The organism is Pseudomonas sp. P20 (assembly GCF_016463925.1).
In the GTDB taxonomy this organism is placed as follows: domain Bacteria; phylum Pseudomonadota; class Gammaproteobacteria; order Pseudomonadales; family Pseudomonadaceae; genus Pseudomonas; species Pseudomonas aeruginosa.
On record NZ_JAEMVM010000024.1, the window covers coordinates 46,498 to 65,919 of the forward strand.

Consider the following 19,422-nt stretch of genomic DNA (forward strand, 5'->3'; position numbering starts at 1 on the left):
CGCTGGTGCAAGCGCTCCAGACGACTTTAGTCGTAGCGTTTCGCCAGCCGCTCTAGACCGGTATTCCCGGGCCTTCCGGCAGATTCCGGAGCCAGCCTTCGGCAAGGAAAAACGCCGTGCCCGGTTGCCCGGGCACGGCGTTCCCCGATCGAACCAGCCGTGCTACTGCACCCAGTCCTTGACCCGTCCCGGGTTGGCCGCCACCCACTGCTTCGCCGCATCCTCGGGTTTGGCGCCCTCCTGGATCGCCAGCATCACCTGGCCAACCTCGTTGCCATCCTTCCAGCCGAACTTCTTCAGGAATTCCCAGACCGGCTTGGCCTTGGCCTCCAGCGCCGGGTTGGCGACGGTGTCGACATGCTCGGTATCGCCATAGACCTTCTTCGGGTCGTCGAGGAACTTCAGCTTCCACTTGGCGAACATCCAGTGCGGAATCCAGCCGGTCACCACCACCGGCTTCTTCTCGTTCTCGGCACGGGTCAGCTCGGCGATCATGCCGCTGCCGGAACTGGCCACCAGCTTGTAGTCGAGGCCATATTGCTTGATCGCCTCGTCGGTCTTGATCATCACCCCGGCGCCGGCATCGATACCCACCACGCGGCCGCCGAAAGCGTCCTTCTGCGCCTGGAGGTCGGCGATGCTGCTGGCGCTCACGTATTCGGGGACGATCAGGCCGATGCGTGCGTCCGGGTAGTTGATGGCAAGGTTGACCACCTTGTCCTTCATCTTCTCGTAGTAGGCGCCGTGGGTGCCCGGCAGCCAGGCCGAGAGCATGGCATCGAGCTTGCCGCGCGCCACGCCCTGCCACATGATCCCCGCCGCCACCGGCATCAGCTTCACCTCGTAGCCGAGTTTCTCGCGGATCACCTCGGCGGCCACATGGGTGGTCGCCACGCTGTCCGACCAGCCGTCCACGTAACCGATGGTGATCACCGGCTTGTCCGCCGCGGCCGCCATCCCCACCGCCGCCGACATTGCCAGGCCCGCACTCCAGCACAACAGTCGTCGCATCATTCGCATCAGACGTACCCCTTGTTCTATGCCGACGGGGACGCTCCCCGGCGGTCGCGGCACTCTGCGGTGCCGCCGTCCATCATCGGCGCGCCCGGACGGCGGACTGCTCTGAGAACGACACCCATCGCACCCGATAACGACATGTCCCGAACTGCGCTGCGGCCCGCAACGAATGTGCTCCGCGACGGTGCGATCGAAGCGCTCTATGCCCTCGATTGGACAGGCCGATTTCCGCTTGGCCGGCCGCCTGGATAGGCTTTCGCCAAAGAGGAATGATTCTCGATCAAAGGAGAGCAGCCATGCTCAAGACCCTGACCTTCACCGTCATGCACTTCATCATCGCCTTCAGCGTGGCCTATGCGCTGACCGGCAGCATAGCGGTCGGCGGGCTGGTGGCGGCGGTCGAGCCGCTGTGCAACTCGGTCGGTTTCTACTTCCACGAGAAGATCTGGAAACGCTTCGAGAAAGACGGCGCGCCGCGCCCGGCTAGCGCCCATGGCTGGCTGCACCGCCACGCCTGAAGGGATATTCGCGAGGCACGGCAAGAGGCGGGAAAGACCGATTGGAACGCTGGCTGCAATAACCCACTGCACTACTGAGGCTTGCAGTTGTCATAGCGGCAGTATATTCACTCAGTACTTTTCCCTCGAAGGGATTCCCCCGATGCCCCACTTCCTCCGTTTCGCTGCCCTGCTCGGCGGCCTCGCCCTCGGTTGTGCCAATCTGGCGCAGGCCCGGGACGTGGACGCCGCGAGCTACGGCTATCCACTGACCAACCCGTTCGAGGCGACCATCGCCACCACGCCGCCGGAACTGCGTCCCGAGCTTCCGCACAGCGAGGACATCGACCAGAAGGACTACAGCCTGAAATTGCGCCCGGAGCGCGAGTTCGCCCTGCCGGACAACTTCTGGCCGGTGAAGAAGCTGCGCTACCGCCTGGCCCGCCAGGATCATGCGGCGCCGCTGATCTTCATCATCGCCGGGACTGGCGCGCACTATGCCAGCAGCTACCCGGAATACCTGAAGAAGCTCTTCTACCAGGCCGGCTACCACGTGGTGCAGTTGTCCTCGCCGACCAGTTGGGACTTCATGGCCAGCGCCTCGCGCTTCGCCACACCGGGCTTTTCCAGCGACGACGCCGATGACCTGTACCGGGTGATGCAGGCGGTGCGCGCGCAGCAGCGCGACCTGCCGGTGACCGACTATTACCTCACCGGCTATAGCCTGGGGGCGCTGAACGCCGCGTTCGTCAGCCACCTCGACGAAAGCCGCCAGAGCTTCAACTTCAAGAAGGTGCTGCTGCTCAATCCACCGGTGAACCTCTACACCTCGGTGAGCAACCTCGACAAACTGGTGGAAACCCAGGTCAAGGGCATCACCGACTCGCGCACCTTCTACGAGGTGGTGCTGAGCAAGCTGACCCGCTACTTCCGGCAGAAAGGCTACGTCGACATCAACGACGCCATGCTCTACGACTTCCAGCAGTCGAAGCAGCGCCTGAGCAACGAGGAAATGGCCATGCTGATCGGCACCTCGTTCCGTTTCTCCGCCGCCGACATCGCCTTCACCTCGGACCTGGTCAACCGTCGCGGCCTGATCACCCCGCCGAACTACCCGATCAACGAAGGCACCAGCCTGGAGCCCTTCTTCAAGCGCGCGCTACAGTGCGACTTCGAGTGCTACATGACCGAGCAACTGATCCCGATGTGGCGAGCCCGTTACGACGGCGGCAGCCTGACCCAACTGGTCAACCAGGTCAGCCTCTACAAGCTGCAGGACTATCTGCACGACAGCCCGAAGATCGCCGTGATGCACAACGCCGACGACGTCATCCTCGGCCCGGGCGACCTCGGCTTCCTCCGCCGGACCTTCGGCGAACGCCTGACCGTCTATCCCTATGGCGGTCACTGCGGCAACCTCAACTACAAGGTCAACGCGCAGGACATGCTGGACTTCTTCGCCACGCCCGCTGCCGGACAGACCCAGGTCGCCAGCGCGGCCCTCACCCAGCAGGCAGGAAACTGATCGATGAGCCGAACCGCACACTGGATGTTCGCCCTTCTGCTGAGCGCTGCCGCCAGCGCCCAGGCCGACGAGGCCGCCGCGCCGGCCGAACTGCCGCCACGCCAGCTCGACGGCGACGGTTTCAGCCGTCCACTGGACCAACTCAAGTTCAATCCCGGCCTGGATCAACGCGAATTCGAGCGCGCCACCCTCGACGCACTGAACATGTACGATCCCTGGGAATCCTGGAACCGCCGGGTCTACCACTTCAACTATCGCTTCGATGAGTGGGTGTTCCTGCCCGTGGTACGAGGCTACGAGTACGTCACCCCGCACTTCGTCCGCAGCGGCGTGAGCAATTTCTTCGACAACCTCGGCGACGTGCCCAACCTGCTGAACAACCTCGCCCAGTTGAAGGGCAAGGCGGCGATGGAAACCACCGCGCGGCTGCTGTTCAACACCACCTTCGGTGTGCTCGGCCTGTGGGACCCTGCGACCAGGATGGGCCTGCACAAGCGCAGCGAGGATTTCGGCCAGACCCTCGGCTTCTACGGCGTGGGCGGCGGCCCCTACCTGATGCTGCCGATCCTCGGCCCGTCCAACCTGCGCGACACCGGCGGACTGGTGGTGGACTACGTCGGCGAATACCAGGTGAACTACCTCAACGTTCCCCAGGCCAGCGGCGACCACCCGGAGATCACCGCCCTGCGCGTGGTGGACAGGCGCTACAACACCAGCTTCCGCTACGGCCAGATGAACTCGCCGTTCGAGTACGAGAAACTGCGCTACATCTATACCGAGGCGCGCAAGCTGCAGATCGCCGAGTGAGACGAAGAACCGTCGCCCTGTGCGGCGGTTTCTTTTCCTCATAACGATTCAATAAATCGATAGGAATTACATAAAACTCGCAACCATATATCGACCAGAGAGGACTATCATCGAGCCATACACGAACCAGGAGGTTCCCATGACCCGCTACCGTGATGTCCTCGAACTGCATACCGGCCACCCCGCCTCCGATGGCGCCGGCGTCCGCCTGACCCGCGTGATCGGCGGCCCGTCCCCGGAACGCTTCGATCCGTTCCTGATGCTCGACCAGTTCGATACCCAGAACCCGGACGACTATGTCGCCGGCTTCCCTTCGCACCCGCACCGCGGCTTCGAGACCGTGACCTACATGCTCGAAGGGCGTATGCGCCACGAAGACCACCTCGGCAATCGCGGCCTGCTCAAGCCCGGCGGCGTACAGTGGATGACCGCCGCCCACGGCATCATCCACAGCGAGATGCCGGAACAGGTGGAAGGCGCGATGCGTGGCTTCCAGCTGTGGGTCAACCTGCCGGCGAAGAGCAAGCTGGCTCCGGCCGGCTATCGCGATATCGAGCCGGAAGACGTGCCGCGCCTGGAAACCGCCGGAGGCGTGAAGGTCACGGTGATCGCCGGTCGCTTCGACGACGGCCAGGCGCAGCAGATCGGCGCCGTGGAAAGGCCGGACACCGAGCCGCACTACTACGACCTGCAATTGCCTGCCGGCGGCCGCATCGCCCCGCGCCTGCCGGACGGCCATCGCGTGCTGCTGTACGTCTACGAAGGCAGCCTGACGGTGGAAGGCGAACGCCCGGTGGAAATCGCCACCAATCGCCTGGCTCGGCTGTCCGAAGAAGGGGAACTGAGCCTGCGCAGCGAAGCCGGCGCCCGGGTACTGGTGCTCGCCGGCAAGCCGTTGCGCGAGCCGATCGTCCAGTACGGTCCGTTCGTGATGAACAGCCGCGAGGAAATCGAGCAGGCGCTACGCGACTATCGCGACGGTGTCCTGGCCGTCTGAGCCGTGCGCGAGCCGCCCTTCGGGGCGGCTTTTTCCTTCCGCCTGTCCCGTCCTGAATAAGGTTTACCGCTCGATCCGCAGGAAGCGCTCCAGTTCCGCCCGCTTGCCCATCGCATCGTGGTAGCCCAGTTCGATCAGTTCGCTGCAATAGCCGCGCTCGAACAACAGGTAGCTCAATACCCCCGCCCCGCTGGCGCGGGTCGCTCCGGGACCGCGCAGGAAAAGCCGCAGCACCCGCGACAGCTCCCGGTAGTGCCGCGCGGCGATCTCGTCCAGCGGCCGGCTCGGCGACACCAGCAATACCTCCACCGGCTCCAGCCCACCCGCCTGGCGGCGCACCTCCGGCGCCACCAACTGGCCGATCTGGTTCATCCGCTGCAACTGCTCGATGTCGCCTTCCAGGCTGTCGATGAAGGTGCTGTTCAACAGGTGGGCGCCGATCTGCGCCAGGCTCGGCGGTCGGTCGGACGGCGGCAGGCCGGTCATGGCACTGTCGCCACCGGTGGCCGGGTTGCCGCTGACGCCGATCACCAGCACCCGCGTGGCGCCCAGGTGCAACGCCGGGCTGATGGGCGCCTGGGAACGCACCGCGCCGTCGCCGAAGTATTCGCGGTTGATCCGCACCGGCGGGAACAGCAGCGGGATCGCCGCGCTGGCCAGCAGGTGCCGAAGCTCCAGGCGGGTGGGAATGCCCAGGCGCCGATGGCGTACCCAGGGATCGATGGTCGCGCGCCCCTGGTAGAAGGTCACCGCCTGCCCCGACTCGTAGCCGAACGCGGTCACCGCCACCGCGCGCAACTGGCGCTGGCGCACCGCCGCATGAATCCCGGAAAAATCCAGCTCACGTGCCAGCAGCTCATGCAACGGCCGGTTGTCCAGCAACGCCACCGGCACCCGCCGTCCCAGGCCGAGCAGGCTATGGCCGAGGAAGCGCGAGGCCTGGCGGGTCACGCCCGGCCAGTCGCTGCGATAGACATGTTCGGTGCGGAATCCCTGCCAGACCGCGGTCAGGCGCTGGATCGCCTGGCGGAATTGCAGGGCGCCGCAAGCCAGGCCAACGGCGTTGATGGCGCCGGCGGAGGTACCGACGATGACCGGGAAAGGATTGCCGGCACTGTCCGGCAGCAGGTCGGCGATGGCGGCCAGGACCCCGACCTGGTAGGCCGCGCGGGCGCCGCCCCCGGAAAGGATCAGGCCGGTGAGCGGCGGACGTGGGGCAAGGGGATCGGACACAGCGGGGCTTCCGTCATGAACTGCGGCGAGTATAGCCAGACCCCGCGCGCGTCCGGAATGCCCGTCCTCAGCGCTTGCGCCGTTTCGGATAGAGCTTGGCTTCGCCTGGCGGGCGGGTCTTGAAACGCCGGTGCGCCCACAGGTACTGCTCGGGCTGCTGGCGCACGCAGCGCTCGACCCACTGGTTGATCCGCAGGCAATCGGCTTCCTCGCTCTCGCCGGGGAAGTCCTCCAGCGGCGGGTGGATGGTCAGGCGATAACCGCTGCCATCGGCCAGGCGGCTCTGGGTGAACGGCAACACCCGCGCCCGGCCCAGGCGGGCGAACTTGGTGGTGGCGGTGACGGTGGCCGCCGGGATGCCGAACAGCGGCACGAACAGGCTCTGCTTGGCGCCGTAGTCCTGGTCCGGTGCGTACCAGATGGCGCGGCCGCCACGCAGCACCTTGAGCATCGAGCGCACGTCCTCGCGCTCGATGGCGGTGGCATCGAGGTTGTGCCGCTCGCGGCCACGGCGCTGGACATAGTCGAACACCGGATTGTCGTGCTCACGGTACATGCCGTCGATGGTGTGCACCTGGCCGAGCAGCGCCGCGCCGATCTCCAGGGTGGTGAAATGCAGGGCCATGAGGATCACCCCCTCGCCCTGCGCCTGGGCCTCGCGCAGATGCTCCAGGCCTTCTATATGGGCAAGACGGGCCAGGCGCGCCTTCGGCCACCACCAGCTCATGGCCATCTCGAAGAAGGCGATGCCGCTGGAGGCGAAGTTCTCCTTCAGCAGACGCTCGCGTTCGGCGGGCGACTTTTCCGGAAAGCACAGTTCGAGGTTGCGCGCGGCAATCTCGCGGCGCGAGCCGACCAAGCGGTACATCAGCGCCCCCAGGCCACGGCCGAGCATCAGCAGGACGGGATACGGCAACTGCACCACCAGCCAGAGCAGTCCCAGGCCGAACCAGAGCGGCCAGTAGCGGGGATGGAGGAAAGCGCTGGAGAAACGGGGGCGATCCATGGACGGTTCCGACGACGATCAAAGCCCGCCATTCTACCCTGCCCGCCGTCCCGGCGGGACGCCGCGTTGCCGATCGACGCCGCCCCGGCTATCTGCCACGCTTGCGGGCATCCGGCGTTCTCGTTATAAGTCCCTGCAATTCAACGACCGACAAGCCCCATGAGCCAAGCCGACCTCCTCGATCAAGACCCCGTATTCCAGCTCAAGGGCAGCATGCTCGCGGTGACCATCCTCGAACTGGCGCACAACGACCTGGCGAGGCTCGAACGGCAACTCGCCGACAAAGTGGCGCAAGCGCCCAACTTCTTCCGCGACACCCCCCTGGTCATGGCCCTCGACAAGCTGCCCGAAGGCGAAGGCCGCCTCGACCTGCCGGCGCTCCTCGAGGTCTGTCGCCGCCACGGCCTGCGCACCCTGGCGATACGCGCCGGGCGCGAGGAGGACATCGCCGCCGCCCAGGCCCTGGACCTGCCGGTGCTGCCGCCCTCGGGCGCCCGCGAACGACCGCTGGACATCAAGGACAGCGCCCCGCGCAAGCCTGCCGAAGAGCCCAGCCCGAGCGCCGGTGAAGCCAGGCCCGAGCCGGCCAAGGCGGAAGAGAAGCCCGCCGAGCCCGTCAGCCGCCCGACCAAGGTGGTGAAGACCCCGGTGCGCGGCGGCATGCAGATCTACGCCGCCGGCGGCGACCTGATCGTGCTGGCCGCGGTCAGTCCCGGCGCGGAACTTCTCGCCGACGGAAACATCCATGTGTACGGCCCGATGCGCGGACGCGCACTGGCCGGCGTGAAAGGCGACGCCACGGCGCGAATCTTCTGCCAGCAGCTGGCCGCCGAACTGGTCTCCATCGCCGGTAACTACAAGGTCGCGGAGGACCTGCGACGCAGCCCGCAGTGGGGCAAGGCAGTGCACGTCAGCCTGTCGGGTGACGTGTTGAACATCACCCGCCTTTAACGGATACTGCCGCCACTTTCAGGGACCAGAATTCTTACGTTTTTCATTGGGGTGAATCACCTTGGCCAAAATTCTCGTAGTCACTTCCGGTAAGGGTGGCGTCGGTAAAACCACCACCAGCGCAGCTATCGGCACCGGCCTGGCCTTGCGCGGTTTCAAGACCGTCATCGTCGACTTCGACGTCGGCCTGCGTAACCTCGACCTTATCATGGGCTGCGAACGCCGCGTGGTGTACGACTTCGTCAACGTCGTCAACGGCGAGGCCACCCTCACCCAGGCCCTGATCAAGGACAAGCGCCTCGAAAACCTGCATGTCCTGGCCGCCAGCCAGACCCGCGACAAGGACGCCCTGACCAAGGAAGGCGTCGAGAAAGTCATGGCCGAACTGCGCAAGGATTTCGAATACATCATCTGCGACTCCCCGGCGGGCATCGAGAAAGGCGCCCACCTGGCCATGTACTTCGCCGACGAAGCGATCGTCGTGACCAACCCCGAGGTTTCCTCGGTACGCGACTCCGACCGCATGCTCGGCCTGCTGGCAAGCAAGTCGCAGCGCGCCGAGAAAGGCGAGGAGCCGATCAAGGAACACCTGCTGCTGACCCGCTACAACCCGGAGCGCGTCACCAAGGGCGAGATGCTCGGCGTCGACGACGTCGAGGAGATCCTCGCCATCCGCCTGCTCGGGGTGATCCCGGAATCCCAGGCCGTGCTCAAGGCGTCGAACCAGGGCGTGCCGGTGATCCTCGACGAGCAGAGCGACGCCGGCCAGGCGTACAGCGATGCGGTCGACCGCCTGCTCGGCAAGGAAATACCGCATCGATTCCTCGATGTGCAGAAGAAAGGATTCCTGCAAAGACTGTTCGGAGGACGTGAATGAGCCTTTTAGACTTCTTTCGCAGTCGGAAATCGCAGAACAGCGCTTCCATCGCGAAAGAACGACTGCAGATCATCGTTGCCCACGAACGTGGCCAGCGCGCACAGCCGGATTATCTGCCCCAGTTGCAGAAAGACCTGCTGGAAGTGATCCGCAAGTACGTACCGATCGACCAGGAGCAGATCCAGGTGGAACTGGAGAACCAGGGCAACTGCTCGATCCTGGAACTCAACATCACCCTGCCGGATCGTTGATTCGCCCAGGGTCCATACTGCGGCGGCCATTGGCCGCCGCAGTCGTTTCACCGAGCCTGCCCGCCAGGCTCCCTGCCGCCTCCCGGCGATGAGCCCGTTCGCTATGCCGCTGTCCCAGATCCGAATCGTTCACCAGGATGACGCCCTGCTGGTGGTCGACAAGCCCACCCTGCTGCTGTCGGTGCCCGGCCGCGCCGATGACAACAAGGACTGCCTGGTCACCCGCCTGCAGGAAAACGGCTATCCCGAGGCCCGCATCGTCCACCGCCTGGACTGGGAAACCTCCGGCCTGATGGTGCTCGCCCGCGACGCCGACAGCCACCGCGAGCTGTCCCGCCAGTTCCACGACCGCGAGACCGAGAAAGCCTATACCGCCCTTTGCTGGGGCCTGCCGGAACTGGACAGCGGGCGCATCGAGCTGCCGCTGCGCTACGACCCGCCGACCAAGCCGCGTCACGTGGTGGACTTCGAGCACGGCCGCCACGCCCTGACCTTCTGGCGTGTGATCGAGCGTCATGAACGCTGGAGCAGGGTCGAGCTGACGCCGATCACCGGCCGTTCGCACCAGTTGCGCGTGCACATGCTCTCCATCGGCCATCCGCTGCTCGGCGACCGCCTCTACGCCAACCCCGAAGCCCTCGCCGCCCACGAACGCCTGTGCCTGCACGCCAGCCTGCTGTGCCTGACCCATCCGCAGAGCGGCGAACGCCTGCGCTTCGAGTCGCCGGCGCCGTTCTGAGCCTTCCCCGCCGCGTCCCGGCCCGCCGGGACGCCGCCCGCCGATTTCCGGTACCCCGTCTTGCCATACAACGACCAGCTTCCGCTTTTTCTGGCCGGCCCCGCCGCCAACGACCTGAACCCCGTCGGACAATACGATAGACTGCATGGATTGCCGTCCGGAGCCACTATGCGCGCAGAACTCAACCAGGGCCTGATCGATTTCCTCAAGGCCTCGCCCACGCCTTTCCATGCCACCGCCAGCCTCGCCCGCCGCCTGGAAGCCGCCGGCTACCGCCGCCTCGACGAGCGCGACGCCTGGCACACCGAAACCGGCGGCCGCTACTACGTGACCCGTAACGACTCGTCGCTGATCGCCATCCGCCTGGGCCGTCGCTCGCCCCTGGAAAGCGGCTTCCGCCTGGTCGGCGCGCACACCGACAGCCCCTGCCTGCGGGTCAAGCCGAACCCGGAGATCGCTCGCAACGGCTTCCTCCAGCTCGGCGTCGAAGTCTATGGCGGCGCCCTCTTCGCCCCCTGGTTCGACCGCGACCTGTCGCTGGCCGGGCGCGTCACCTTCCGCGCCAATGGCAAGCTGGAAAGCCGCCTGGTCGACTTCCGCAAGGCCATCGCGGTAATCCCCAACCTGGCCATCCATCTCAACCGCGCCGCCAACGAGGGTTGGCCGATCAACGCGCAGAACGAACTGCCGCCGATCATCGCCCAACTGGCGCCGGGCGAGGCCGCCGACTTCCGCCTGCTGCTCGACGAACAGCTGCTGCGCGAGCACGGCATCACCGCCGACGTGGTACTGGACTACGAGCTGTCGTTCTACGACACCCAGTCCGCCGCGGTGGTAGGTCTCAACGACGAGTTCATCGCCGGGGCGCGCCTGGACAACCTGCTGTCCTGCCACGCCGGCCTGGAAGCCCTGCTCAACGCCGAAGGCGACGAGAACTGCATCCTGGTCTGCACCGACCACGAGGAAGTCGGTTCCTGTTCGCATTGCGGCGCCGACGGTCCGTTCCTCGAACAGGTACTGCGCCGCCTGCTGCCGGAAGGCGACGCCTTCAGCCGGGCGATCCAGCGCTCGCTGCTGGTCTCGGCCGACAACGCCCATGGCGTACACCCGAACTACGCCGACAAGCACGACGCCAACCATGGCCCGGCGCTGAACGGCGGTCCGGTGATCAAGATCAACAGCAACCAGCGCTATGCCACCAACAGCGAAACCGCCGGCTTCTTCCGCCACCTCTGCCAGGACAGCGAAGTGCCGGTGCAGAGCTTCGTGACCCGCAGCGACATGGGATGCGGCTCGACCATCGGCCCGATCACCGCCAGCCAGGTCGGCGTGCGCACCGTCGACATAGGCCTGCCGACCTTCGCCATGCACTCGATTCGCGAGCTGGCCGGTAGCCATGACCTGGCGCACCTGGTCAAGGTGCTCGGCGCCTTCTACGCCAGCAGCGAGCTGCCCTGAGCGCCAGGCGCGCTCACGCCCCGGGCATTCGCCCGGGGCCACTCAGGCGTGCGCAGCGTGCCATTCGCTGCGCAACAGCGTGTAGATCGCATGGTCGTGGGCACGCCCGGCGATGATCTCGTTGGCCCGGATCACTCCGTCGCGCCGGAAGCCCTGGCGCTCGGCGGCGCGCTGGCTGCGCAGGTTCTCGGTGGAACAGCGGATCACCAGGCGCTGCCGGTCGTAGCCAAGGAAACCCAGCTCGATCGTCTTCCCCAACGCCCTGGCCAGCAGCCCGCGCCCTTGCGCGGACGCCGCCAGCCAGTAGCCGATGCTGGCGCTGCGACTGTCCTCGGTGAAGTCGTGCAGGTCGATGACGCCGACCAGGCATCCGGATTCTACGATCCCGCAGCGGCAGCTCCTGCGCTCCGCCCACAACCGCTGGCCTTCGCCAATGAAACGGCGGGTATCGTCCACGCTCTGCGTCAGCGGCACCCACGGCATCCAGGGCGCCAGGTGCTCGCTGTTGGCACGTACCAGGCGGAACAGTTCCTCCGCGCGCGGCTGGTCGAGCAGCTCCAGGTGCAGGTCGGACGAAATCGGCAGTATGAACATGCGAGGGCTCCTTTTCCCGGAGCCCCATCCTCGCAGAAGGTGCCGCAGGTCGTCGACGCGTGGCGTTACTGCGGTACCTCGACGCTGATATGGATGGCGTCGTGGCGCCAGAACTCCAGGTCGCAGTCGATCAGCCGACCACGCTGGTCGCGGTTGATCCGGCTGATGCGCAGGGCCGGGCTGCCCACCGCCACCTTCAGCGGCGCCGCAGCCTCGGCATGCAGTGCGGTGGGCACCATGTCGAAACGCACCCGCCCATAGTGGATGCCGTACTCGCTGGCATAGAGTTCGGTCAGCGAGCGGGTCAGGTCGTGGCCGAGGATCCCGGGGAAGTACTGCGCGTTCAGGTAGTGCTCGACATACAGCACCAGCCGCCCGTCCACCCGCCGCGCCCGGCGGATCTGGTAGACGCTGGACAGCGCCGGCAGCTCCAGCAGCTCGCAGACCGCCGCGCTCGCCGGCATCTGCCGGGCCGACAGAACCTCGGTCGCCGGCACCCGGCCCTGTTCGCTGACCATCGCATGGAAGTGACTGCGGACCAGCGGGTTGTAGGCCAGCCGCTCGGGGGAGACGAACCAGCCGCGGCGCTCCTCGCGGTAGATCAGGCCCTGCGACTCCAGTTGGATCAGCGCCTCGCGCAGGGTGATCCGGGTCGTCGCGAACAGCTCGCTGAGCTTGCGCTCGGCCGGCAGCTTGCCACCCGCCGGCAGCAGACCATGGCCGATCTGCTCGCTGAGCGCCCGGCAGATCGCCGTTACGGTGGGTAGCGCTTCGTCACGCATCGACAGCCTCCTTATTGGTCTAGTCCAGCCCCAACAAGGGGCATTTCCGCCGGCCCGCCCTGTGCCTCCGGCTCGTCCGATGCTAGGAAACCCAGATGACCGGGACGTGACAGCTACAAGACAACGGTCTTCCCGGAGGCGCCCGGCGCCCATGGAATCGAGGGCTTAAGCATGGTCTACGCTTCTGCGGATGCAAGCCGCGGCGATGCCAGGCGCGGCTAGCTGACATGAAACCGTCATCCAGCGGCTCTAGATTGGCCTGGGTCTTGCTGATCTAGACCACACCCGCGGCAGTCCCGCCCGAAGGAGCGTCGAGAACTCCCGAGGCTGCCCGACCGAACCTCTCGAACGAAGGAGCACCGAATGAAACGCATGCTTGCTTCATTGCTGGGAACCGCCATCGCCCTCGGCAGCGGCCTGGCGTTGGCCGCCGAAGCGGACCTGCAGGCGCTGGAACAGGCCGCGCGCAAGGAAGGCCAGGTCAACAGCGTCGGCATGCCCGACAGCTGGGCGAACTGGAAGGACACCTGGAAGGACCTTGAGAGCAAGTATGGGCTCAAGCACATGGATACCGACATGAGTTCGGCCCAGGAGCTGGCCAAGTTCAAGGCCGAGAAGGACAACGCCAGCGCCGACATCGGCGACGTCGGCGCCGCCTTCGGCCCCATCGCCGTGCAGCAGGGCGTCAGCCAGCCGTACAAGCCGAGCACCTGGGAACAGATCCCGGCCTGGGCCAAGGACCAGGACGGCCACTGGGCACTCGCCTACACCGGGACCATCGCCTTCATCGTCAACAAACAACTGGTGAAGGACGTACCGCACAGCTGGGCCGACCTGCTGCAGGGCAAGTACAAGGTCACCATCGGCGACGTCAGCGCTGCCGCCCAGGCGGTCAATGGGGTGCTCGCCGCGGCCATCGCCAACGGCGGCGACGAGAAGAACATCAAGCCGGGCCTGGAGTTCTTCGGCAAGATCGCCAAGCAGGGCCGCCTGTCGCTGACCAACCCGGTGATCGCCACCCTGGAAAAGGGCGAGGTCGAAGTCGGCATCGTCTGGGACTTCAACGGCCTCAGCTACCGCCAGCAGATCGACCCGGAGCGCTTCGAGGTGCTGATCCCCTCGGACGGCTCGGTGATCTCCGGCTACACCACCATCATCAACAAGTACGCCAAGCACCCGAACGCCGCCAAGCTTGCCCGCGAGTACATCTTCAGCGACGCCGGACAGATCAACCTGGCCAAGGGCAACGCGCGACCGATCCGCGCCGAGAGCCTGACCCTGCCGGACGACGTGAAGGCCCAACTGCTACCCAACGAGCAGTACGCCAAGGCCCAGCCGATCAAGGACGCCAAGGCCTGGGAGGAAACCTCCAAGCGCCTGCCGCGGCAGTGGCAGGAAGCGGTGATCATCAACATGCAGTGACGCGGAGCGCGGCCGCCCTCCCCGGCGGCCGCCCCGCATCGACGGATACCCCGAATGCGCCACGACGTCATCCTCGTCCTGCTGGACGGCCTCAACCACAGCGTCGCCCGCGACTGCATGGGGCATCTCCAGGCCCTCTGCGGCGCCGGCCGCGGCCAGTCGTACCGCCTGGAATGCGAGTTGCCTTCGCTGTCCCGGCCGCTCTACGAATGCATCCTCACCGGAGTGCCGCCGATCGATAGCGGCATCCTGCACAACGACGTGGTCCGCCTGAGCCAGGAACAGAGCCTGTTCCACTACGCCCGCGCGGCCGGCCTGAGTACCGCGGCAGCGGCCTACCACTGGGTCAGCGAACTGTACAACCGCGCGCCGTTCGACCCGGCCCGCGACCGCCACACCGACGACAGCGCAATGCCGATCCAGCGCGGACACTTCTACTGGAGCGACCACTATCCGGACTCGCACCTGTTCGCCGACGCGGAAAGCCTGCGCCGCCGGCACGCACCGAACTTCATGCTGGTCCACTCGATGAACATCGACGACGCCGGGCACAGGCACGGCCTCGCCAGCCCCGCCTACCGCAACGCCGCGCGGCGCGCCGACGCACTGCTGTCGGAATACCTGCACCAGTGGCTGGCGGCCGGCTACCAGGTGGCGATCACCGCCGATCACGGAATGAACGAGGACCGCAGCCACGGCGGCATCCTCGAGGAGGAGCGCGAGGTGCCGCTGTTCGTCTTCGGCGACGCCTTCAGCCGCGACGACCTGGCGCAACCGCTGCAGACCGACCTCTGCGGCACGCTCTGCGAAATCCTCGGCGCCGCCCACGACAAACCCGTCTGCCGGGAGCTGCTCGCCCCATGAAACGACTCTCCGGCAAATGGCTGGCGCTGCTGTTCCTGCTGCCCTTCGCGGCGTTCTTCGTGATTTTCCAGATAGCGCCGCTGGCCTGGGTCGCGCTGAACAGCCTGAAGGCCAGCGACGCCTGGAGCCTGGCCAACTACCTCGAGCTGTTCGGCTCGCCCTTCTACCGCCAGGCGATCCGCCACAGCCTGGAGATCGCCGGCTGGTCGAGCCTGCTCGGCCTGCTCATCGCGGTGCTCGGCAGCCATTCGCTGCGCCACGTCGACAGCCGCCTGCGCGACTTCGTCATGGCCTTCTCCAACATGACCAGCAACTTCGCCGGGGTACCGCTGGCGTTCGCCTTCATCATCCTGCTCGGCTTCAACGGCGCGCTGACCCTGTTGCTCAAGCAGGCCGGCTGGATCGACGACTTCAATCTCTACTCGAAGACCGGCCTGATAATCCTCTACACCTATTTCCAGATCCCCCTCGGGGTGATGCTGCTCTACCCGGCCTTCGACGCCCTGCGCGAGGACTGGCGCGAGTCCGCCGCGCTGCTCGGCGCCAACGGCTGGCAGTACTGGCGGCACATCGGCATCCCGGTGCTGACCCCGGCGCTGCTGGGCACCTTCGTCATCCTCCTGGCCAACGCCCTCGGCGCCTACGCCACGGTGTACTCGCTGACCACCGGCAACTTCAACGTGATCCCGATCCGCATCGGCGCGCTGGTCGCCGGCGACGTGTTCCCCGACCCGAACATGGCCAGCGCCCTGGCCATGGTGCTGGTCGGCCTGATGACCCTGATCACCCTGGTCCACCAATGGCTGCTGCGCAGGAGCTACCATGTCGCGCGCTGATCGACGTCCTGCCGCGCTCTACCATCGCCTGGTGGTCTGCGCGCTGTTCCTGATCCTGGTCCTGCCGCTGGCGGCGACCCTGCTCTACTCGCTGGCCACCCAGTGGTCGGCGACCCTGCTGCCGGACGGCCTGACCCTGAAGTGGTACCTGACGCTGTGGAGCGACCAGCGCTTCCTGCTGGCCTTCGCCCGCTCGCTGCTGGTCTGCTTCGGCGCCCTAGCGTTCAGCGTGTTGCTGATCCTGCCGCTGATGTTCGTCATCCACTACCACTTCCCGCGCCTGGACGGCGTGATGAACGTGCTCATCCTGCTGCCCTTCGCGGTGCCGCCGATCGTCTCCTCGGTGGGCCTGCTGCAACTCTATGCCAGCGGGCCGCTGGAAATGATCGGCACGCCCTGGGTGCTGGTCGGCTGCTACTTCACCATCGCCCTGCCGTTCATGTACCGGGCGATCACCAACAACCTGCAGGCGATCAACCTGCGCGACCTGATGGACGCCGCCCACCTGCTCGGCGCCAGCACCTGGAAGGCGGCGCTGCTGGTCGTGCTGCCGAACCTGCGCAAGGGCGTGATGGTGGCCCTGCTGCTGTCGTTCTCCTTCCTCATCGGCGAATTCGTCTTCGCCAACCTGCTGGTTGGTACCCGCTACGAGACCCTGCAGGTGTTCCTCAACAACATGCGCAACAGCAGCGGCCACTACACCAGCGCAGTGGTGGTCTCCTACTTCGTGTTCGTCCTGGTCCTGACCTGGGCGGCCAATCGACTGAACAAGGACAAGGCCTGATCATGTCGTTCGTCAGCGTCGAACAGCTCGACAAGAGCTACGGTGCCACCAGCATCTTCCGCGATATCGACTTCGCCGCCGCCCGCGGCGAGTTCGTCACCCTGCTCGGCCCCAGCGGCTGCGGCAAGTCCACCCTGCTGCGCTGCATCGCCGGGCTGACCGAGGTCGACAGCGGGCGCATCCTCATCGACGGCGAGGATGTGGTGCCTTTGCCGCCGCAGAAGCGCGGGATCGCCATGGTGTTCCAGAGCTACGCGCTGTTCCCCAACATGACCGTGCAACAGAACGTCGCCTTCGGCCTGCGCATGCAGAAGGTGCCTGCGGCGGAACTGAAGCAGCGGGTCGCCGAAGCCATCGAACTGGTGGAACTGGGCGAGTACGCCGCACGCTACCCGCACCAACTCTCCGGCGGCCAGTGCCAGCGCGTGGCGCTGGCCCGCTCGCTGGTGACGCGCCCGCGCCTGCTGCTGCTCGACGAGCCACTGTCGGCCCTCGACGCGCGCATCCGCAAGCACCTGCGCGAACAGATCCGCCGCATCCAGCAGGAGCTGGGGCTGACCACGGTGTTCGTCACCCATGACCAGGAGGAAGCGCTGACCCTGTCCGACCGCATCGTCCTGATGAACGCCGGACGCATCGTCCAGAGCGGCGACGCGGAGACCCTCTACACCGCGCCGGAAAACGCCTTCGCCGCCGGCTTCATCGGCAACTACAACCTGCTCGACGCCGAACAGGCCAGCCGCCTGCTCGGCCAGCCCTGCGCGCAACAGGTGGCGATCCGCCCGGAATCCCTGCGCCTGGGCAACGAACCGAGCGAAGGCGTGCCGGCGCTGGTACGCTCGCACAGTCTGCTCGGCAACGTGATCCGTTACCGCGTCGAGGCCGCCGGGGTGGAACTCACCGTCGACGTCCTCAACCGCAGCGCAGACCGCCTGTATCCGGCCGGCAGTCAGCTGACGCTGGTCATCGATCGCAACAGTATTCGAGAGGTAGCTTGATGAGCCTGGTGATCTTCGACCTGGACGAGACCATGATCCACGGCGACTGCTCCAGCCTGTGGAGCCAGCGCATGGCGAGTCTCGGCTGGGTCGACGAATCCTTCGTCCGCCGCGACGCCGAACTGATGGAGCAGTACGCCGAGGGCAAGCTGTCCATGGACCTGTACATGGACTACACCCTGCAACCGCTGATCGGTCGCAGCGTCGGGGAAGTCGAGCGGGAAGTGGAAGCCTACGTCGAAGAGGTCATCGAGCCGCTGATCTACAGCGACGCCTGCGCCTGCCTGGCGCGCCACCGCAGCGCCAACGACCGGGTGCTGATCGTCTCCGCATCCGGGGTGCACCTGGTCAAGCCGATCGCGGCGCGGATCGGCGTCGACGAAGTCCTCGCCATCGATCTCGAAGTGCTCGACGGACACTACACCGGCCGCACCCTCGGCACCCTCACCTATCGCGAAGGCAAGGTATTGCGTCTGCTCGACCTGCTGGAAGGAGACGATCGCCAACTGGCCGACGCCTGGTTCTATTCGGACTCGCGCAACGACCTGCCGCTGCTGAAGCTGGTCGGCCATCCGAATACGGTCAATCCGGACCCGACCCTGCTCGCCTACGCCAAGGAAATGGGCTGGCCGGTCAACACCTGGCGCTGACAGGCTCGCTGCGAAAGCGCGAGCGGATCGCGCTTTCCATCGCCTCGCCGAAGCGGCCCTTCAGGCCAGCGACGGGTCCACCACCAGCACGACCTTGCCCTGCACCTGGTTGCTCGCCAACGCCTCGAACGCCGCCTCGGCGTCGCCGATCGGGAAGGTTCGCTCCAGCTGCGCGCGGAGTTTCCCGGCGGAGAACAATGGCCAGACCTTCAACCCCAGTTCGGCGATCAACTGCGCCTTGAACTCGGCATCACGGGTACGCAGGGTCGAGCCGGTCAACTGGATGCGTTTGCCTAGCAGTTGAGCCAGGTCCAGTTGCGCCTCGCGGCCGCCCATCAGGCCGATGATCACCCAGCGCCCGTCGCGCCGCAGCAACTCCAGGTTCAACCCGGCATAGCGGGCGCCGACCGGATCGAGGATCACGTCGAACGGGGCGAAATCGCGCAGCGATTCCAGGCTCTGCTTGCGCAGCACGCCGCCGGCGGCGCCCAGGGATTCGCAGTAGGCCAGGCGTTCGGCGGAACCGACGCTGACCCAGCAGGGGTTGCCGAACGCCTTGCACAATTGGATGCCGGCCGAACCAACGCCGCTGGCGCCGGCGTGCAGCAGCACTTTCTCGCCGGGCTGCAACGCCGCCAACTGGAACAGGTTCAGCCAGGCCGTGGCGTAGACCTCCGGAATCCCCGCCGCCTCCGCCAGGCTCAGCCCTGCCGGGACCGGCAGTACGTGGCGCGCGTCCACCACCACTTCCTCGGCCATGCCGCCGCCGGCGAGCAGCGCGCAGACCCGGTCGCCGACCTGCCAGGTGCTGCCCGCGCCCACCTCGCTGACCACACCCGCACACTCGAGCCCCAGCGCCGGGCTGGCGCCGGGTGGCGGCGGGTAGAGCCCGGCCTTCTGCAACAGGTCGGCGCGGTTGAGTCCGGCGGCCGCCACGCGGATGCGGATTTCGCCCTGACCGCAGGACGGGGCGGCGATTTCCGACCACTCGACACGACCTTCGATACCTTGCAATGCGTTCACGCTGCCTCCATAGTGGGGTTGTCACGGCCCGATCACCCAGAGTCGGGCTTTTTGCATTGCGCCAAGGGAACCCGGCGCCGGCTAATAAGGCCTAATATGCGTCATTACTCC

The 19,422-nt window shown here is 66.3% G+C and carries 21 protein-coding genes; 15 read left to right on the forward strand and 6 right to left on the reverse strand.

Annotated elements, in window-relative coordinates; all coding sequences use genetic code 11:
• Positions 1–162 precede the first annotated feature (162 nt).
• Positions 163–1,020: a glycine betaine ABC transporter substrate-binding protein gene (locus JHD77_RS24550; RefSeq protein WP_049270078.1), complete on the reverse strand. Its 858-nt coding sequence runs from the start codon at positions 1,018–1,020 to the stop codon at positions 163–165.
• A gap of 293 nt (positions 1,021–1,313) precedes the next feature.
• Here JHD77_RS24550 and JHD77_RS24555 point away from each other — a divergent pair, with 293 nt between their 5' ends.
• The 4 genes from JHD77_RS24555 (at position 1,314) to JHD77_RS24570 (ending at position 4,843) form a co-directional block, all read left to right on the forward strand.
• Positions 1,314–1,535, forward strand: coding sequence for a DUF2061 domain-containing protein (locus JHD77_RS24555; protein WP_003091551.1), 222 nt, complete (start codon positions 1,314–1,316; stop codon positions 1,533–1,535).
• A gap of 142 nt (positions 1,536–1,677) precedes the next feature.
• Positions 1,678–3,039 carry an alpha/beta fold hydrolase gene (locus tag JHD77_RS24560; protein ID WP_003091553.1) on the forward strand — a complete coding sequence of 454 codons (1,362 nt, stop codon included), beginning with the start codon at positions 1,678–1,680 and terminating at the stop codon, positions 3,037–3,039.
• A gap of 3 nt (positions 3,040–3,042) precedes the next feature.
• The gene (locus tag JHD77_RS24565; protein WP_191519418.1) at positions 3,043–3,846 is read left to right on the forward strand and encodes an MlaA family lipoprotein; all 804 of its coding nucleotides are present in this window, start codon (positions 3,043–3,045) and stop codon (positions 3,844–3,846) included.
• 139 nt (positions 3,847–3,985) lie between these two features.
• Entirely contained in the window at positions 3,986–4,843 is an 858-nt protein-coding gene (locus tag JHD77_RS24570) for a pirin family protein (RefSeq protein ID WP_003109175.1), read from the forward strand.
• A 63-nt stretch (positions 4,844–4,906) separates the two neighbouring features.
• Here JHD77_RS24570 and JHD77_RS24575 read toward each other — a convergent pair whose 3' ends face one another.
• Both JHD77_RS24575 and JHD77_RS24580 read right to left on the reverse strand, forming a co-directional pair.
• Entirely contained in the window at positions 4,907–6,076 is a 1,170-nt protein-coding gene (locus tag JHD77_RS24575) for a patatin-like phospholipase family protein (protein WP_003091575.1), read from the reverse strand.
• A gap of 67 nt (positions 6,077–6,143) precedes the next feature.
• Positions 6,144–7,082: a lipid A biosynthesis lauroyl acyltransferase gene (locus JHD77_RS24580; protein ID WP_003114803.1), complete on the reverse strand. Its 939-nt coding sequence runs from the start codon at positions 7,080–7,082 to the stop codon at positions 6,144–6,146.
• 159 nt (positions 7,083–7,241) lie between these two features.
• Here JHD77_RS24580 and minC point away from each other — a divergent pair, with 159 nt between their 5' ends.
• From minC to JHD77_RS24605, 5 genes are all read left to right on the forward strand, one after another.
• On the forward strand, positions 7,242–8,033 hold the full coding sequence (minC, locus tag JHD77_RS24585; RefSeq protein ID WP_003114802.1) for a septum site-determining protein MinC: 792 nt from the start codon (positions 7,242–7,244) through the stop codon (positions 8,031–8,033).
• 61 nt (positions 8,034–8,094) lie between these two features.
• A complete protein-coding gene (minD, locus tag JHD77_RS24590; RefSeq protein ID WP_003091579.1) occupies positions 8,095–8,910 on the forward strand; it encodes a septum site-determining protein MinD in 816 nt (271 codons plus the stop codon).
• On the forward strand, positions 8,907–9,161 hold the full coding sequence (gene minE / locus JHD77_RS24595) for a cell division topological specificity factor MinE (protein ID WP_003091581.1): 255 nt from the start codon (positions 8,907–8,909) through the stop codon (positions 9,159–9,161). The genes minD and minE overlap by 4 nt, the downstream gene beginning before the upstream one ends.
• Before the next feature lie 103 nt (positions 9,162–9,264).
• Positions 9,265–9,900, forward strand: a complete 636-nt coding sequence (locus JHD77_RS24600) for an RluA family pseudouridine synthase (RefSeq protein WP_003114801.1) — start codon at positions 9,265–9,267, stop codon at positions 9,898–9,900.
• Between the two features lie 168 nt (positions 9,901–10,068).
• Entirely contained in the window at positions 10,069–11,358 is a 1,290-nt protein-coding gene (locus JHD77_RS24605) for a M18 family aminopeptidase (protein WP_003119692.1), read from the forward strand.
• A gap of 42 nt (positions 11,359–11,400) precedes the next feature.
• Here the strand turns inward: JHD77_RS24605 and JHD77_RS24610 are convergent, their stop codons facing one another.
• On the reverse strand, positions 11,401–11,952 hold the full coding sequence (locus JHD77_RS24610; protein ID WP_003114799.1) for a GNAT family N-acetyltransferase: 552 nt from the start codon (positions 11,950–11,952) through the stop codon (positions 11,401–11,403).
• A 65-nt stretch (positions 11,953–12,017) separates the two neighbouring features.
• Entirely contained in the window at positions 12,018–12,734 is a 717-nt protein-coding gene (locus JHD77_RS24615) for a UTRA domain-containing protein (protein ID WP_003091585.1), read from the reverse strand.
• Between the two features lie 363 nt (positions 12,735–13,097).
• Between JHD77_RS24615 and JHD77_RS24620 the strand changes: the two genes are divergently transcribed.
• From JHD77_RS24620 to JHD77_RS24645, 6 genes are read left to right on the forward strand one after another with little or no spacing between them, the layout of a single operon-like run.
• On the forward strand, positions 13,098–14,156 hold the full coding sequence (locus tag JHD77_RS24620) for an ABC transporter substrate-binding protein (protein ID WP_003091586.1): 1,059 nt from the start codon (positions 13,098–13,100) through the stop codon (positions 14,154–14,156).
• Between the two features lie 54 nt (positions 14,157–14,210).
• Positions 14,211–15,020, forward strand: coding sequence for an alkaline phosphatase family protein (locus tag JHD77_RS24625; RefSeq protein WP_015649204.1), 810 nt, complete (start codon positions 14,211–14,213; stop codon positions 15,018–15,020).
• The gene (locus tag JHD77_RS24630; RefSeq protein ID WP_003091588.1) at positions 15,017–15,856 is read left to right on the forward strand and encodes an ABC transporter permease; all 840 of its coding nucleotides are present in this window, start codon (positions 15,017–15,019) and stop codon (positions 15,854–15,856) included. Before JHD77_RS24625 ends, JHD77_RS24630 begins: the two co-directional genes overlap by 4 nt.
• Positions 15,843–16,640 (forward strand): ABC transporter permease, encoded by a 798-nt coding sequence (locus JHD77_RS24635; protein WP_003091589.1) that lies wholly within the window; start codon positions 15,843–15,845, stop codon positions 16,638–16,640. Before JHD77_RS24630 ends, JHD77_RS24635 begins: the two co-directional genes overlap by 14 nt.
• A 2-nt stretch (positions 16,641–16,642) precedes the next feature.
• Positions 16,643–17,638, forward strand: coding sequence for an ABC transporter ATP-binding protein (locus JHD77_RS24640; protein WP_003109170.1), 996 nt, complete (start codon positions 16,643–16,645; stop codon positions 17,636–17,638).
• Entirely contained in the window at positions 17,638–18,288 is a 651-nt protein-coding gene (locus JHD77_RS24645; protein ID WP_034003487.1) for an HAD family hydrolase, read from the forward strand. The genes JHD77_RS24640 and JHD77_RS24645 overlap by 1 nt, the downstream gene beginning before the upstream one ends.
• A gap of 60 nt (positions 18,289–18,348) precedes the next feature.
• Here the strand turns inward: JHD77_RS24645 and JHD77_RS24650 are convergent, their stop codons facing one another.
• On the reverse strand, positions 18,349–19,311 hold the full coding sequence (locus tag JHD77_RS24650; protein ID WP_003119687.1) for an NAD(P)H-quinone oxidoreductase: 963 nt from the start codon (positions 19,309–19,311) through the stop codon (positions 18,349–18,351).
• Positions 19,312–19,422: the final 111 nt, after the last annotated feature.

What these genes read in the sequence shown, in the direction of transcription:
- JHD77_RS24560 (WP_003091553.1), top strand. Translation starts at nt 1,678, where the DNA reads ATGCCCCACTTCCTCCGTTTCGCTGCCCTGCTCGGCGGCCTCGCCCTC.
- JHD77_RS24605 (WP_003119692.1), top strand. Translation starts at nt 10,069, where the DNA reads ATGCGCGCAGAACTCAACCAGGGCCTGATCGATTTCCTCAAGGCCTCG.
- JHD77_RS24625 (WP_015649204.1), top strand. Translation starts at nt 14,211, where the DNA reads ATGCGCCACGACGTCATCCTCGTCCTGCTGGACGGCCTCAACCACAGC.
- JHD77_RS24640 (WP_003109170.1), top strand. Translation starts at nt 16,643, where the DNA reads ATGTCGTTCGTCAGCGTCGAACAGCTCGACAAGAGCTACGGTGCCACC.
- JHD77_RS24555 (WP_003091551.1), top strand. Translation starts at nt 1,314, where the DNA reads ATGCTCAAGACCCTGACCTTCACCGTCATGCACTTCATCATCGCCTTC.
- JHD77_RS24580 (WP_003114803.1), bottom strand. Translation starts at nt 7,082, where the DNA reads ATGGATCGCCCCCGTTTCTCCAGCGCTTTCCTCCATCCCCGCTACTGG.
- JHD77_RS24635 (WP_003091589.1), top strand. Translation starts at nt 15,843, where the DNA reads ATGTCGCGCGCTGATCGACGTCCTGCCGCGCTCTACCATCGCCTGGTG.
- JHD77_RS24620 (WP_003091586.1), top strand. Translation starts at nt 13,098, where the DNA reads ATGAAACGCATGCTTGCTTCATTGCTGGGAACCGCCATCGCCCTCGGC.
- JHD77_RS24550 (WP_049270078.1), bottom strand. Translation starts at nt 1,020, where the DNA reads ATGCGAATGATGCGACGACTGTTGTGCTGGAGTGCGGGCCTGGCAATG.
- minE (WP_003091581.1), top strand. Translation starts at nt 8,907, where the DNA reads ATGAGCCTTTTAGACTTCTTTCGCAGTCGGAAATCGCAGAACAGCGCT.
- JHD77_RS24565 (WP_191519418.1), top strand. Translation starts at nt 3,043, where the DNA reads ATGAGCCGAACCGCACACTGGATGTTCGCCCTTCTGCTGAGCGCTGCC.
- minC (WP_003114802.1), top strand. Translation starts at nt 7,242, where the DNA reads ATGAGCCAAGCCGACCTCCTCGATCAAGACCCCGTATTCCAGCTCAAG.
- JHD77_RS24630 (WP_003091588.1), top strand. Translation starts at nt 15,017, where the DNA reads ATGAAACGACTCTCCGGCAAATGGCTGGCGCTGCTGTTCCTGCTGCCC.
- JHD77_RS24645 (WP_034003487.1), top strand. Translation starts at nt 17,638, where the DNA reads ATGAGCCTGGTGATCTTCGACCTGGACGAGACCATGATCCACGGCGAC.
- JHD77_RS24615 (WP_003091585.1), bottom strand. Translation starts at nt 12,734, where the DNA reads ATGCGTGACGAAGCGCTACCCACCGTAACGGCGATCTGCCGGGCGCTC.
- JHD77_RS24600 (WP_003114801.1), top strand. Translation starts at nt 9,265, where the DNA reads ATGCCGCTGTCCCAGATCCGAATCGTTCACCAGGATGACGCCCTGCTG.
- JHD77_RS24610 (WP_003114799.1), bottom strand. Translation starts at nt 11,952, where the DNA reads ATGTTCATACTGCCGATTTCGTCCGACCTGCACCTGGAGCTGCTCGAC.
- JHD77_RS24570 (WP_003109175.1), top strand. Translation starts at nt 3,986, where the DNA reads ATGACCCGCTACCGTGATGTCCTCGAACTGCATACCGGCCACCCCGCC.